Origin of the sequence: Streptomyces sp. Pv4-95 (genome assembly GCF_045782725.1) — a bacterium.
Taxonomy (GTDB): domain Bacteria; phylum Actinomycetota; class Actinomycetes; order Streptomycetales; family Streptomycetaceae; genus Streptomyces.
The window spans coordinates 7,832,810-7,846,205 of the sequence record NZ_CP127172.1 but is presented as its reverse complement, the minus strand read 5'-3'; the positions used below and the strand labels follow the sequence as shown (position 1 = coordinate 7,846,205).

General features: G+C 71.4%; 11 protein-coding genes. 5 read left to right on the top strand and 6 right to left on the bottom strand.

Annotated elements, in window-relative coordinates; all coding sequences use genetic code 11:
* Nucleotides 1–39: 39 nt before the first annotated feature.
* The 4 genes from QOM21_RS34390 to QOM21_RS34375 all read right to left on the bottom strand — a co-directional run bounded on the left by QOM21_RS34390 (nt 40) and on the right by QOM21_RS34375 (nt 3,962).
* Nucleotides 40–801, bottom strand: coding sequence for an ankyrin repeat domain-containing protein (locus QOM21_RS34390; RefSeq protein ID WP_407555005.1), 762 nt, complete (start codon nt 799–801; stop codon nt 40–42).
* A 247-nt stretch (nt 802–1,048) separates the two neighbouring features.
* Nucleotides 1,049–1,702, bottom strand: a complete 654-nt coding sequence (locus QOM21_RS34385) for a DUF3558 family protein (RefSeq protein ID WP_407555004.1) — start codon at nt 1,700–1,702, stop codon at nt 1,049–1,051.
* 5 nt (nt 1,703–1,707) lie between these two features.
* Nucleotides 1,708–2,292 carry a hypothetical protein gene (locus QOM21_RS34380; protein WP_407555003.1) on the bottom strand — a complete coding sequence of 195 codons (585 nt, stop codon included), beginning with the start codon at nt 2,290–2,292 and terminating at the stop codon, nt 1,708–1,710.
* A complete protein-coding gene (locus QOM21_RS34375) occupies nt 2,289–3,962 on the bottom strand; it encodes a hypothetical protein (protein WP_407555001.1) in 1,674 nt (557 codons plus the stop codon). The genes QOM21_RS34380 and QOM21_RS34375 overlap by 4 nt, the downstream gene beginning before the upstream one ends.
* Before the next feature lie 399 nt (nt 3,963–4,361).
* Here QOM21_RS34375 and QOM21_RS34370 point away from each other — a divergent pair, with 399 nt between their 5' ends.
* Complete coding sequence (locus tag QOM21_RS34370; protein ID WP_407554999.1) at nt 4,362–4,751, top strand: SRPBCC family protein; 390 nt, start codon at nt 4,362–4,364, stop codon at nt 4,749–4,751.
* Between the two features lie 43 nt (nt 4,752–4,794).
* Here the strand turns inward: QOM21_RS34370 and QOM21_RS34365 are convergent, their stop codons facing one another.
* Entirely contained in the window at nt 4,795–6,807 is a 2,013-nt protein-coding gene (locus tag QOM21_RS34365; RefSeq protein ID WP_407555978.1) for a SpoIIE family protein phosphatase, read from the bottom strand.
* A gap of 466 nt (nt 6,808–7,273) precedes the next feature.
* Here QOM21_RS34365 and QOM21_RS34360 point away from each other — a divergent pair, with 466 nt between their 5' ends.
* The 3 genes from QOM21_RS34360 (at nt 7,274) to QOM21_RS34350 (ending at nt 11,253) form a co-directional block, all read left to right on the top strand.
* Nucleotides 7,274–7,768 carry a peptidylprolyl isomerase gene (locus QOM21_RS34360; RefSeq protein ID WP_407554997.1) on the top strand — a complete coding sequence of 165 codons (495 nt, stop codon included), beginning with the start codon at nt 7,274–7,276 and terminating at the stop codon, nt 7,766–7,768.
* A gap of 494 nt (nt 7,769–8,262) precedes the next feature.
* Nucleotides 8,263–9,948, top strand: a complete 1,686-nt coding sequence (locus QOM21_RS34355) for an FAD-dependent monooxygenase (RefSeq protein ID WP_407554995.1) — start codon at nt 8,263–8,265, stop codon at nt 9,946–9,948.
* Nucleotides 9,949–10,062: 114 nt separating this feature from the next.
* Nucleotides 10,063–11,253, top strand: coding sequence for an MFS transporter (locus tag QOM21_RS34350; RefSeq protein ID WP_407554993.1), 1,191 nt, complete (start codon nt 10,063–10,065; stop codon nt 11,251–11,253).
* A 125-nt stretch (nt 11,254–11,378) separates the two neighbouring features.
* Here the strand turns inward: QOM21_RS34350 and QOM21_RS34345 are convergent, their stop codons facing one another.
* Nucleotides 11,379–12,344 (bottom strand): NADP-dependent oxidoreductase, encoded by a 966-nt coding sequence (locus tag QOM21_RS34345; protein WP_407554991.1) that lies wholly within the window; start codon nt 12,342–12,344, stop codon nt 11,379–11,381.
* A gap of 69 nt (nt 12,345–12,413) precedes the next feature.
* Here QOM21_RS34345 and QOM21_RS34340 point away from each other — a divergent pair, with 69 nt between their 5' ends.
* The gene (locus QOM21_RS34340) at nt 12,414–13,370 is read left to right on the top strand and encodes a GlxA family transcriptional regulator (protein ID WP_407554989.1); all 957 of its coding nucleotides are present in this window, start codon (nt 12,414–12,416) and stop codon (nt 13,368–13,370) included.
* The last annotated feature ends 26 nt before the right edge of the window (nt 13,371–13,396 follow it).

Below are 13,396 nucleotides of genomic sequence, written 5' to 3'. Positions count from 1 at the left end.
GCCTCCGCTCGACGGCCGCTGCCACCGTCACCTTCCCCGTCACCGGGACATACGCTCCCGCAGCAGGTCCGCGATCTCGGCGTGGCCTGTCTCCTTCTCCCAGGACGCGCCGCCTCCGCTCTTCGCAGTGACGATGAACTCGATCAGTTCGTTGCCGTCGGGCCGGGGGACCCGCAAGCACTCGTACGTGTCGTCCGGCCCGATGTTCGCCCGGTTGCGCAGCTCCGATTCGATGTCCTTTCCGCACCACTCCCCTGCCATGTCCAGGGCGGTGCGGCCTTGGCTGTCCGTTCGGTGGGCGTCGGCACCGTGGTGCAGCAGCTCCCGCACGATGCCTGTCGCTCCGAACTCGGCCGCGGCCATCAGGGGCGTGCGGTCGCCGCAGCCTGCATCGGGGTCGGCGTTCGCTCCCAGGAGGAGATGGGCGGTGTCGTGGCGACCGCCGGCGGCCGCCCAGAGCAGAGGGGCCCAGCCGGTGCCGTCGTCCTCCCTGCGGTTGGGGTCGGCGCCGTGGGCGAGGAGTTCGCGTACCGCCTCGGTGTGGCCCCAGCACGCCGCAGCGCACAACGGCAGCCCCTCGCTCCCGGGCTGGCCCCTGCTCTCCTCGTCGGGCGACGCTCCCGCTTCGAGGAGCAGCCGCACGATGTCGGCCGCTCCCGATACCGCGGCCACGTACAGAGGCTTCTCACCGTCCGCATCGGCCGCACTCGGAGAGGCCCCCTGGCGCAGGAGTTCCGCCACGCGCTCCGGCGCCTCTTCGTAGATGGCCTCGATCAGCTGACCGGTCAATGCGTTGGCCACACCGCCCCTTTCCTCGTCCCTGCCGTTTCGTGCCGCCCTCGCGTACGGCATCGGGAGGTGGGGGAAGAAGGTCTCCACACTTCCGGCGACGCCGGGCCGGTTGGCATGCTTCCAGCCTGACACCGGCCCGGCTCCCTTTCGTCAGACCGGAGGATGCACCTGCATGCGACTCCGGGAGTACGAAACCGGTCCCCGACCACTACGGGTCGGTCGGCCCGTGGCGCGCCGTGCGCATCGCGGTGCGCCCTCAGCTCGGCACTCTGACGGCCACCGCGCCCGCGAAGTCAGCGGCGAGACGGCACAGGTCCCCTCCCTCCCCTTCATAGACCCAGCGGGCGTGCACGAGTGCCTGACCGAAGGACGTGGGCCACTGGATCGCACAGCCGTTTTCGTTCCCACTGGCCTTGGCGGACGGGATACCTGTAACCGAGATCGGTGTCGGCTCCGGAGACAACGGCAGCGCTTTGGCATAGATGAGCCGGAACGTCGCGGAGCCCGCGGTCCCGGAGCCCTGGCGCGACCAGGTGCACACCCTGATCGGCGATTCATCGGTGCCGGAAGTCTCGGGCGTGCCCCCGCCCAGACCCCACTCCGTGGCCATGGAGCTGTCGACCACCACGCACGGGTCCAGGGCCGAGCCCGGTGCGGCCGATGCCGTCGACAACGACTCGGTGGCGGACGGTGCGCCTGACGGCATGGCGCCCGGCATGCCGCCCAGGGACCCCGGACCGCCGTCGCTGCCGTCGCTCGCCAGCTGCCAGATGCCCGCACCGGCCGCCGCCGCGAGCAGGATCACGGTGCCCGCCACGACCAGCAAGCGCCGGGACCTGCTTCCTGGTGGCGGGCCGCCCTGGTGCGGTGACCGCACCCAGTCCTGTCTGTCCTCATCCCATTGGTCCACGGCGGCTACCCCTGACTTCCGAGGAGTTGCGTGATCTGCTGCACGACCGCGGCCGCGGAGGCGAGGCCGGCCGCGGCAGTGGCGCCGAGATCGAGGCGCTCGCGCAGCCGCTGCAGGCGGCCACGCCCGACCTGCCCCACGGCGTCGATCTCCTCCTCGACCTCGGCCAGTTGGGCGTCGACCTCGGTGGTCTCGTCGCTGGGGCTGAGCAGGTGAAGCTGCTCGCGCAGGGTCCCCACGGCGGCGAGGAGTTCGGGGGACGCGTCGATCAGCTGCGTCGAGGCATCGAGGGCCCGGGCGTGCGGGCCGGAAGCCGCGGCGCCGCCGGCCATGACGCCGATGCGGATGCCGCCGGGGACCGCCGGGGGCACCACGGGCGGACGCCCGCTCTCGTACGAGGGCGGCACGGGCGCCGGCAGTCCCGCGCGCCGCGAGCGGTCCTCGGCCGTGGCTCCGCTCCCGGCCGCCACCGCGCCACCGGTCAACACGCCGACGCTGATGCCACCTACGCCCTCTTGTGGAGCGGACGACTCGGCCGTCCCGACAACTGCCTCTTCGCCGTCCTCCGGCTCTTGCATCCCCGTTGTCACAGCCGACCACCCTTCGCGTCCACGGACGCATCCACCTGCTTCGCCGAAGCCCGCTCGCCCGTCGCGACCGCGCCGCCGCTCATCTCCCCGATGAACACCCCGCCGCCGCTCACGTTGACGATGTACTGCTCGAACTCGCCCATCTCGTAGCCCTTCGAGTGCAGCGCCTCGCGCACCCCGCTCGCGATCCGGTCCTGCAGCGTCTTCACATACCGGCTGATGTCCATCTCCTGCAGGAGGGAGACCTCCTTCACGCTCCCCAGCTCCCGCACCGACGCGGCCGGTCCGTCCGGAAGGGCGTACTGCGGCATCGTCAACCAGGTACGGAAGACGGAGACGGCGGTATGGAGGAGGGAGACCCCGGCGGCGAAGCCCGCGGAAGGGCCGGTGAGCAGGCTGCGTACGACATCGCGCAGCGGCCCCTGCGAATCCCCCGCCGCGATCACGTCCACCGACTTGAACTCCGGGCGGACGGGGGTGAGGACGTGCGGTACGACCTCCAGGACCAGCATCCCGCCCTGGGTGTGGACGCGGACCAGCAGCGAGACCCCGACCTGTTCGTCCCATGCGCCGACGCGGACGCGCAGGAAGTGCCGGCGCGCCTCGCCGCCCTCGCCGACGGCACCGTCGAGGTGTTGCCGGACGCTGGCGGGGTCGTACGCGATCTGGCCCCGCTCCCGGCCGACCGGAAGGTAGACCAATTCGTCGATTTCGAGGGAGCGGAGGCGGTCGCGGCTGGTGGCCGCCGCCGACGTCCGCAGGGCCTCCAGGCGTGGCTTGATGAGGTCGATGACCTCGCGCCCGGTGAGCGGCACCGCGTCGGCGCGGGCGTCGGGGTCCCCCGTCGGGTCCAGGCGCTTCGGCGGTGGCTCCTGCGGCTTCCACCTCAACTCCATGACGAGCGACCACGGTTTGTACGGCTCGCCGGCACCGACGAAGGGCCGGAACGGGTCGTAGATCGCAAGGCTCGCGTACTGCTCGCGGTCGATCGCCGCGCCGATGCGCCGGTACGGGTCGCGGTCCGGCAGCGTCGCCCGGGATGCCTCGGCGTAGGCACCCCGGCTCAGGGTGTCCCGCATGACGGAGACGACGTGCACGCGATGCACCCAGATGGGCGGCACCAGCAGGGCCGGGAAGAAGACCGCAGTCCAGGCGTCGCCCCCTTTGAACAGCGTGAAGAGCACGGCCGCCCAGTAGAGGAGCCCCACGGCCAACGGCAGAACCGGCAGCACGGCCTTCAGCCGGCCGCGTGTCGCCTCCTTGAGCACTGCGCGCCCGAGAGGGAAGACGGATCCCCTGCCCCCGCGCACGAACCAGGCCACGGAGCAGACCAGCCCGTACGCCAGGAACCATGGGATGGGCAGAAGGGTGTCCGAGCCGGTCCCGGACAGCCCGAACCCGATGAACAGCGCCCAGATGCCCAGCAGTACGAGCCCGACCTCGGCCTCCCGGCGGCGCGCGCGCAGCGCATGCGCCAGGACCGGCAAGGCGTCGATGCCGAGGGAGGGCGCGATGGGGCGCTCCTCGTGCTCGACGAGCTGCTCGATGACGCGACGGCGGAACTCGCCGTCGAAGTAGACACCCGCGCACAGCAGCCGGGTGGCCTCACTACGGATGTGCTGCGGCGGCGCTCCCGAAGGCGACGCGGCAGTCTGTTCAGGCACGGTCATTGATCCCCCGATGCTCGAACTCCGCTCCCTTTACGGATGGGGAGCAAGTTGCGATGGATGGCAGTATGACGGCCACCTCCTTGAGCTCGGAAGGGAATTTCGGCATGTTCACCGTCCATTTCCGGCCGGTGATAATGCCGTGCCGAGGACGTCCAGCGACCGGTCGTCGACACTCGATCCATTCGATTCTCGCCCTCTCGATGAATTCGCGATGAAATCACCAAGACCCGGTGAGCACGGAGCAGTTGGCGGGGGGATGGTCTGCTGCTGCCACACGGGCTATGACGACCCCGAGTTCTTGGGGCGTCACTTCGCCGCGGATCGTCGGCGTCCCTCTCACCGCGGCGCGCCGCGGTGACTTCGGGGGCAGAGGCCACATGCCTGCGAGAGTGTGCGGTTATGTCGACAATGAGGTTGCGCGCCACGGGCCGAGCGGCATCGGCGGAGGTTTGGGAACGCTACGCGCTCCCCGCGAAATGGCCGAGCTGGTCTCCCCAGATCCGCAAGGTGACCACCTCCGGGGAACGTATCGCTCCCGGCATGAAAGGAGAGGTCACGTCGTTCTTCCGAATCACCGTCCATTTCCTTGTCGAATCCGTCGACGAGACGCGCCGACGGTGGACATGGCGGGTGCGACTGGGTCCGGTCCGGTTGCGACTGCACCACAGCGTCCGTGCGGAGGAAGGCGGGAGGGTCACCACGGGCCTCCGCATCGAAGGCCCGCTCCCCGCGGTCATCGCCTACGCCTGCCTCGCTCAGCCGGCCTTGCGGCGCCTCGTCAGGCCGTGAGCGACGTCCCCAGGAACAGCCGGCCCCCTTTCTCTACGGCGCTTCAGTCCGCCAAGAGGGGCTGTGTGCGGGCGATGAGCAGGGCGACGTCATCGGGGTCGTCGGGGCGACGCAGTTCGCGCAGGAGCCGGTCGCAGGTTTCCTCCAGCGAGCGGTCCGGCGCGTCGAGCAGTCGGCGGAGGGCTTCCAGGCGTTCGTCGATGGCGTCGCGGCGGGTTTCGACCAACCCATCGGTGTAGAGGACGAGTTGGTCACCGAGGGCCAGGGGGATGGTGGTGGTCTTGAAGGGGACGCCACCTACTCCGAGCGGAGTGCCGGTGGGCAGGTCGAGGAGCACGGGGCGCGCGCCGCTGCGTACGAGGACCGGTGGCATGTGGCCCGCGGTGGCGATGTGGCATTCGGCGCGGTGCGGGTCGTAGACGGCGTACACGCAGGTGGCGATGTAGTGCTCCAGCCCTGAGGTGATCTTGTCGAGATGCTGGAGGACCTCGGCGGGCTCCAGGTCGAGGTCCGCGAAGGCGCTGGTCGCGGTGCGCAGGCGGCCCATGGTGGCGGCCGCGTCGATACCGCTGCCCATGACGTCGCCGACGACGAGCGCGGTCTTGTGGCCGTCGAGCGGGAGGACGTCGTACCAGTCGCCGCCGATCTCGTAGGTGGCCTGTGCGGGCCGGTACCGGGAGGCGATCTGCAGCCCGGGCAGCTGAGGAGGGTGGTCGGGGAGCAGACTGCGCTGCAGGGTCTCGGCGGCGTTGCGCACGCTCTCGTGGGAGCGGGCGTTGTCGATGCAGACGGCGGCGCGGGAGGCCAGCTCACCGGCGAGGGCGAGGTCGTCCGCGCCGAAGGGCTGCGGATTGCGGGCGCGGCTGAGCCCGAGGAAGCCGAGGATCTCGCCGCGTGCGGTGAGCGGGACCAGCATGTAGGAGTGCACCCCGGCGCGGGCCAGCATCCGGGCGGCGTGGGCATCGCGGGCGATGTGTGCCAGGTCGTCGGCCGCGAGGTGGGAGAGCAGGATCGGCCGGCCGGTGCGGACGCATCGGGTGGCCAGGCGGTCGGCGGCGTAGGAGACGATGTGGCCGGGTGGGTCTGCGGCGTGGACGGCTTCGGTGGGGTAGGCGGCTTTCACCGCCAGGGCACGGAAGTGGGCGGGGCCGTCACGGGACGGCGGACGGTGCTCGTCGAGGGCTGAATCGAGCACGTCGACGGTGCCGACGTCGGCCAGCTCGGGAACGGTGACCTCGGCAAGCTCTCGGGCGGTCTGCCCCACTTCCAGGGTGGTGCCGATACGCGCGGCGCCGTCGGCGATCAGGGCCAGGCGCTGCCGGGCCTCGGCGGCTTCCATGGCCGCCTGATAGCGGTCGGTCACATCCAGCACCAGGTCGGCCACGCCGATCACACGCCCCTGGGGGTCCTCCAGCCGGTACAACGAGATCGACCAGGCGTGCTTGTACGGGTCGGCAGGGGTCCGGCCGACGATCGTGGACTGGTCGACCATGGGGTCCCCGGTCTTGAGGACCTGGTGCATCGCGGCCTCGGGGACCTCGAACTTCGAGGAGGTCATGATCTCGCGGTAGTGCCGGCCGAGGTGCTCCTCCGCGGCGATGCCGTGCATCCGTTCCAGGGCGGGGTTGACGGCCACGTACCGCAGGTCGGTGTCGAGGATCGCCAGCCCTATGGGCGACTGGGAGATCAGCCGGGTGGAGAGCGCGAGGTCCCGCTCGACCTCCCGAAGCGTGGGTGAGTCGGTGGCGAGCCCGAGGACGTAGAAGTCGCCGCGGTCGTTCTGCAGCCGCATGTTGCGCAGCTCCACCAGCCGCGTGCCGCCGTCCTTGTGCCGTACGGGGAACGCGCCGCCCCAGCTCTGGCCCGTCTCCATCACGGAGGCGAACTTCTTGATCACCAGGTCCCAGTTCTCCTCGCGGATGAGCAGCGGCGCGGCGTACCGCCCGAGGGCTTCCTCGGCGGTGTAGCCGTACAGGTCCTCGGCCTGCGGGCTCCACAGGACGATCCGCCCGTCCGCGTCCAGGAGCACCGCGGCGACACCGAGCAGGTCCATCAGGCCGCTCGGCTGCTCGGTCCACGCCTCGGGCTGCTGTGTTCCCTCGGGCCGCGACGTCCGTGGCTCGGTTGGCTGCTGCCTTCCCTCGGGCCGGTCCGTGCCGACCGGACGCCCTTCGACTGTGGTCACCCCGGCGCTCCTTCCACCTGGCAGAACCACGCCTGCCGTCCCCGCACCGCTGTCCGTGGCCCGTCGGCCGCCCGCTGCGGCCTGCTCTCTCCGCCCGTGCTCCGTCGGGATCCTTGCCCGGCCCGTCGAGTGCCCTCGTCGGGCAAGTGCCTCGACTTCCATGGTGCTCCTCGATCGGACGAGCGCACGCGCTGAGGAACCGGGTGCTCTCCGCCCCGCGTGGTGCCGAACACGCCCGCGGCCTCGGTGGGCGACATCGCGCCCGTTCGGGAGCACGGTTTCCGCGGGTAGCCGGGCCCGTGTGCACTTCGGTGACAGAGGGTGTCAGGATGAACCCATGAGCAACGTGTTTTTCGACATCACCATCAACGACGAGCCGGCCGGCCGGATCGTCTTCCAGCTGTTCGACGACGTGGTCCCCAAGACCGCGAGGAACTTCCGTGAGCTCGCCACCGGCGAGCACGGCTTCGGCTACGAGGGCTCCGGCTTCCACCGTGTCATCCCGGAGTTCATGCTCCAGGCCGGTGACTTCACCAACCACAACGGCACCGGCGGCAAGAGCATCTACGGCGAGAAGTTCGCGGACGAGAACTTCCAGCTGAAGCACACCAAGCCGGGCCAGCTGTCCATGGCCAACGCGGGCAAGAACACCAACGGCTCGCAGTTCTTCATCACCACGATCATCACCAGCTGGCTCGACGGCAAGCACGTCGTCTTCGGTGAGGTCGTCGAGGGCATGGACGTCGTCAAGAAGATCGAGAGCCTGGGCTCGCAGTCCGGCGCCACCTCGGCCGACATCAAGATCGCGAAGTCCGGCGTCGTCGAGGCCTGAGCCTCACCCGATTCCTCCGCGCGGGCGACCGCGCACCCCGAGCCGGTTCGGGCGGCACCACATGCGTGACCGGGCGCCAAAGCCCAGGTCACCGGTGCTGCCCGGGCCGGCTCGGTCCGGTCCCGGCGGCGTGCGCGCCGCAGGACCCTCCACGGCTACCCCATCGGCGACCCGTACGCGGCGGTTGCCTGTTGCGTGTACGGCCTCGAAGACGACCTGAACAGCGACGCCGCCGTCTTCCGGCTCCTCGGGGCGGCTGCCCCCGGCCCGTTCACGGTCCGGCGTGGACGGCAGTCGGACATCGACCGTGCGAGAAGGACACTGACAACGGTGCTCGGCGCCTACCGCGGCCGGGAAACACCCGGGCCGGCGCCCGGTCGGTGAGGCGGACCGCGGGCGCCTGAGCCGTCTCCGGGCCGGCTCGCCGGCCGCACCCCGCCGGGTGACCATGGAGTACCGGACCGGTCTCGGGGGCCACGCGCTGGGAGGAACCCGTGGCGCACCCCCCAACCCCTGACGTGCTGATCGCGGGCGCCGGCCCGGTCGGGCTCAGCGCGGCCGCCGAGCTTCGCCGCCAGGGGGTGGACTGCCGTCTCATCGACCGGCTGCCGGCCCGCCTCCCGTACGCCAAGGCCGTCGGAGTCCAGCCGCGCACCCTGGAGATCTGGGACCGCATGGGCCTGGCCCGGACCGCCATGGAAGCCGCCATTCCGATGCGAGGGCAGCTGATCCACGTCAACGGCCAGGTGCAGGCGCGGTTCGACCTTGCACTCCCGCCCGAGGTGCCCTACGGATTCGCCGCGTTGCCGCAGTACGAGACCGAGCGTCTGCTGGAGGAGTACCTCTCGGGCTTCGGCACGGCCATCGAACGCGGCACCGAGCTGCTGTCCTTCACCCAGGACGCGGACGGGGTCACCGCCCGGTTGGCCACTCCCTCGGGCGGCGAGGAGGTCCGTGCACGTTTCCTGATCGGATGCGACGGCGCACACAGCGTCGTCCGCAAGGAGCTGGGCCTCACCTTCGAGGGCGGCGCCTTCGCCGAGGAGTACATGCTGGCCGACGTCGAGACCGACTGGGACCTCCCCCACGGATACGGCCTGCGCTCCCTCCACCGCACCGACGACGGTTCCACCGACGACCTGCTGGTCTGCATCCCGCTGCCCGGCGCCGGCCGCTACCGCATGTCGATGCTGGTCCCGCCCGAGCTGTCCACCCGGGCCGAGGGCGGGGAGCCCGGGCGCGGAGGCGACGTCGCCCACGGCATGGAAGGCGGACGCGTCCCGGGGCTGTCCGACATCCAGGCCGTCGTCGACCGCCTCGCTCCCGAGCCTGCACACCTGTCCCGCCTGCGCTGGTCCTCCGTCTTCCGCATCAGTCACCGCATCGTCGACCGCTACGCGGAAGGCCGGGTCTTCGTCGCGGGCGACGCCGCCCACATCCACCCGCCCACGGGCGCGCAGGGCATGAACACCGGCATCCAGGACGCCTGCAACCTGGCCTGGAAGCTCGCCCGCGTCGTCCACGGAAAGGCCGGGACCGCCCTGCTCACCAGTTACGACGCCGAACGCCGTCCCATCGGCGAGGAGGTCGTCGGCCGGACCGTCCGCCACGCCACCCGCGGCATGGAGGCCGACTCCGAAGACCCGCGGACCCTGATGCTCCGCGAGGCCCAACTGCTCGTCACCTACCGGGGCGGCCCGCTCGCCGCCGGCGCGTACGGGCCGACCGACGCGCCCCAGCCCGGCGACCGTGCCCCGGACTGCACCGGTCTGACCGCGCCCATCGCCACCTATCCGCTGCGCCTGCTCGACCTTCTCCGTGGTCGCACGGGCCACGTGCTGCTTCTGTACGCGACCGACCCCGCCGCCCTGGCCGAAGCCGGCGACGCGGCCGCCGGGGCACCGCGGACACCGGACGCCGGGCCGGTCTCCTCGGACGGAGCCCATCCGGCGACCGTCGCCATCCTCGCCCGCGAATCCGCGCCGACCGCTGCCGAGACCGTGGTGGACCTCCCTCAATACCGCGACGCCTCAGGGGAGTTCGCCCGGCTCTACCGTCCCGACGGCGCGACCGGCTTCCTTGTCCGCCCGGACGGGCAGCTCGGCGCCCGCTTCCCCCTCAGCGACACCGCGAAGGCCCTCGCCGACTACCTCACGGCCCTTTCCGTACCGAACTCCTGACGTTCCGTAAGAACCACGACTGCCGTAGGGCTACAGCTGGCGGCCTCCGCGTCCCCGGCGGCGCGTCGGGCACGCCGCGTCGGTGCGGGGCGGCTCGCGGGTTACCGTCGGCGCATGGACGCTGATCGCAGGGGGTGGCTCCCATGTGTGCTCGGCGGAGCGGTGTTTGTCGTATGCATGGCCGGCACCACCCTGCCGACCCCGCTCTACGGCCTCTACCAGCAGAAGTTCGGGTTCTCCGAGCTGATGGTGACCGTCGTGTACGCCGTGTACGCCTTCGGGGTCATCGGCGTGCTGCTGCTGGCGGGCAACGCCTCGGACGCCGTGGGCAGGCGGCCCGTACTGCTGACCGGTCTGGGATTCGCGGCGGCCAGCGCCGTCTGCTTCCTGTGCACCACCGGCCTCGGCTGGCTGTACGCGGGGCGGCTGCTGTCGGGCCTGTCGGCCGGCCTGTTCACCGGGGCGGCCACGGCGTACATCATGGAGTTGGCCCCACACCGCGGCTCCCCCCGTGCCACCTTCGTGGCGACCGCCGCCAACATGGGCGGGCTGGGATGCGGTCCGCTGCTGGCCGGAGTGCTCGCGCAGTACGCCGACTGGCCGCTGTACCTCCCGTTCGCCGTACACCTCGCGTTGGTGGCCGTTTCGGCCGCTGTGCTGTGGCGGCTGCCGGAGACCGTGCGCGAGCGGCGGCCGCTGAGCACCGTACGGCCGCAGCGCCCCGGCCTGCCGCCGCAGGTACGGGCGGTCTTCGGCCCCGCGGCGACCGCCTCGTTCGTGGGTTTCGCCCTGTTCGGGGTGTTCACCTCGGTCAGCCCGGCGTTCCTCTCGGAGTCCCTGGACGTGGACAACCACGCCGTGAGCGGGCTGGTCGTCGCGCTCGCCTTCTTCGCCTCGACCGCCGGACAACTGGCGGTCGGCCGGGTGGGCATGGAGCGTTCGCTGCCCCTGGGCTGTGCCGGGCTCTTCGCCGGGCTGGCGCTGCTCGCGGCCGCGCTGCGATGGGACATGCTGCTGCTCGTGGTGCTGAGCGCTCTCGTCGGCGGGTGCGGGCAGGGGCTTGCCTTCCGCGGGGCGCTGTCCACGGTTGCCGAGGCGTCTCCCCCCGACCGTCGCGGGGCGGTGATCTCCACCCTGTTCGTGGTGGCGTACGCGGGCATCTCGCTGCCGGTGATCGGCGTGGGCGTGCTGACGGGCCCGCTCGGCCTGGAGGGCGCGGGCCTGGTGTTCATCGCCTGCATGGCCGTTCTGGTCACGACCGCGGCCGTCTACCTGCTGCGGCGGACGGCGCACGGGAGGACGTGAGCCGTGGCCGGCGTCGACCGGCCCCTCGGCCGTGGGCCGGATCGGCCGCTGTCAACGGCACGATCCGGACCCGCATGGCCTCGGCGGTCGGCCACCGGGGTAACTCCCGCCGGCCGACCGTCCCCTCAGAGAGACGCGCTCTCGTGCACCGTCACGACCAGCTTGCCGGTGACGTGCCCCGTGTCCCCCAGGGCGTGTGCCTTCGCCGTCTGGTCGAGCGGGAAGGTCGCCTCGACCGACGCGCGGAGCTTGTCCCGCCGCACGAGGTCGGCGATGGCGTTCATGCCCGCGTGGTCCGCCTCGACCAGCAGGGGCTTCGCCGCCACCCCGGCGGCTTCGGCGGCCTCGGCAAGTCCCTCCGTGCCATCGGGGCGCAGCGAGACGAGCAGGCCCCCGGGGCGGAGAGTGCGCAGGGAGCGGATGCGGGTTTCGCCGCCCTGGGTGTCCAGGACCACGTCCAGGTCCCGTACGGCCTCGGCGAAGTCGGTGGTGCGGTAGTCGATGACCTCATCGGCGCCCAGTCCGCGGACGAAGTCGTGCTTCTCGGCACTGGCCGTGCCGATGACGTACGCTCCGCGCTCCTTCGCGATCTGCACGGCGAGGTGGCCGACGCCGCCTGCCGCGGCGTGGATCAGGACGCGCTGGCCGGACTCGATGCCCGCGGTGTCGACGAGGGCCTGCCAGGCGGTCAGCGCGGCCAGGGGCAGGGCGGCCGCCTGGACGTGATCGACGGAGGCCGGCTTGTGGGCCAGCGCGCGGGCCGGAGCGGTGACGTACTCGGCCAGAGAGCCGACGCCGTAGGGGTACGGGAGCATCCCGAAGACCTCGTCGCCCGGCTGGTAGAGGGTGACGCCCAGGCCGACGGCTTCGACGACACCCGAGAGGTCCCAGCCGAGCACGAAGGGGGGTTCCCCGAGGAAGAGGGGCAGCGCCCGGTGCTTCCAGTCGGTGGGGTTGAGGCCGGCTGCGTGGACGCGGACGAGCACCTCGCTCGGGCCCGGCCGGGGAATCGGAAGGTGTACTTCCTGGAGGACTTCGGGGCCTCCGAGTCGGTCCTGGCTGATGGCACGCATGGTGGCGGTTTCGTTCATGGTCACAGCCTTGCGCCAGGGAAACCCGCGGACAATGGCAAGATAGTCATTATCCGCTAGGATCCTGCCATGCATCGCGTCGTGGTCCTCGCGCTCGAGGGCGTCTACCCCTTCGAACTCGGTATCGCCCACCGTGTCTTCGCCACCACGGACCAGCTGTACGAGGTGATCACCTGCACAGTCGACGGCGGTGTGGTGCGCAGCGACAGCGATGTGACCGTGGGTGTCAGCCATGGCCCGGAGGCGCTGGAGAGCGCCGACACGGTGATCATCCCGCCGTTCTCCATGTCGCTGATCAGCGCCGATCTGTCACCGGCCGTGCGTGGGGCGCTGGCCCGGATCCGGCCCGGGGCCCGCATCGTCTCCATCTGCACCGGCGCCTTCGTCCTGGCGGCGGCCGGTCTCCTCGACGGCCGGCCGGCGACCACCCACTGGGCGCTGGCGGAAACCTTCCGCACGCTCTTCCCGGGAGTGCGCCTCGATCCGGACGTGCTGTTCATCGATGACGGCGACATCCTGACGTCCGCCGGCGCGGCGTCGGGCATCGATGTGTGCCTCTACCTCGTACGCAAGGATCACGGCAGCGCCGTCGCCAACAGCGTCGCCCGTCGATGCGTCGTCCCTCCGTGGCGCGACGGCGGCCAGGCGCAGTTCATCGAGCAGCCCGTGCACGACGCCTCGACGGCCGGCACGGCGGCGACCAGGCAGTGGGCCCTGGAACACCTCGACCGGCAGATGCCGCTCGCCGACCTCGCCGCGCACGCGTCGATGAGTCCGCGCACCTTCGCCCGCCGCTTCTACGCCGAGACGGGCACCAGTCCGGGCCGCTGGCTGATCCAGCAACGCGTCCACCGCGCACGCCAGTTGCTGGAAGAGACCGACCTGGGCATCGACCGCATCGCGGCGGACGCGGGCTTCGGCACGGCCGCATCGCTCCGTCAGCATCTGCACGCGGCGATCGGCGTCTCCCCCGTGTCCTACCGGCGCACCTTCCGCACGCGCGAGGCGGGAGCTGAGCTCGTCTAGAGGTACGCGGTCGCCGGTGGGCCGGT

Excerpts from the sequence above, each read along its gene's own strand:
- QOM21_RS34375 (WP_407555001.1), bottom strand. The coding sequence starts at position 3,962 with ATGACCGTGCCTGAACAGACTGCCGCGTCGCCTTCGGGAGCGCCGCCG.
- QOM21_RS34370 (WP_407554999.1), top strand. The coding sequence starts at position 4,362 with ATGTCGACAATGAGGTTGCGCGCCACGGGCCGAGCGGCATCGGCGGAG.
- QOM21_RS34360 (WP_407554997.1), top strand. The coding sequence starts at position 7,274 with ATGAGCAACGTGTTTTTCGACATCACCATCAACGACGAGCCGGCCGGC.
- QOM21_RS34350 (WP_407554993.1), top strand. The coding sequence starts at position 10,063 with ATGGACGCTGATCGCAGGGGGTGGCTCCCATGTGTGCTCGGCGGAGCG.
- QOM21_RS34345 (WP_407554991.1), bottom strand. The coding sequence starts at position 12,344 with ATGAACGAAACCGCCACCATGCGTGCCATCAGCCAGGACCGACTCGGA.
- QOM21_RS34340 (WP_407554989.1), top strand. The coding sequence starts at position 12,414 with ATGCATCGCGTCGTGGTCCTCGCGCTCGAGGGCGTCTACCCCTTCGAA.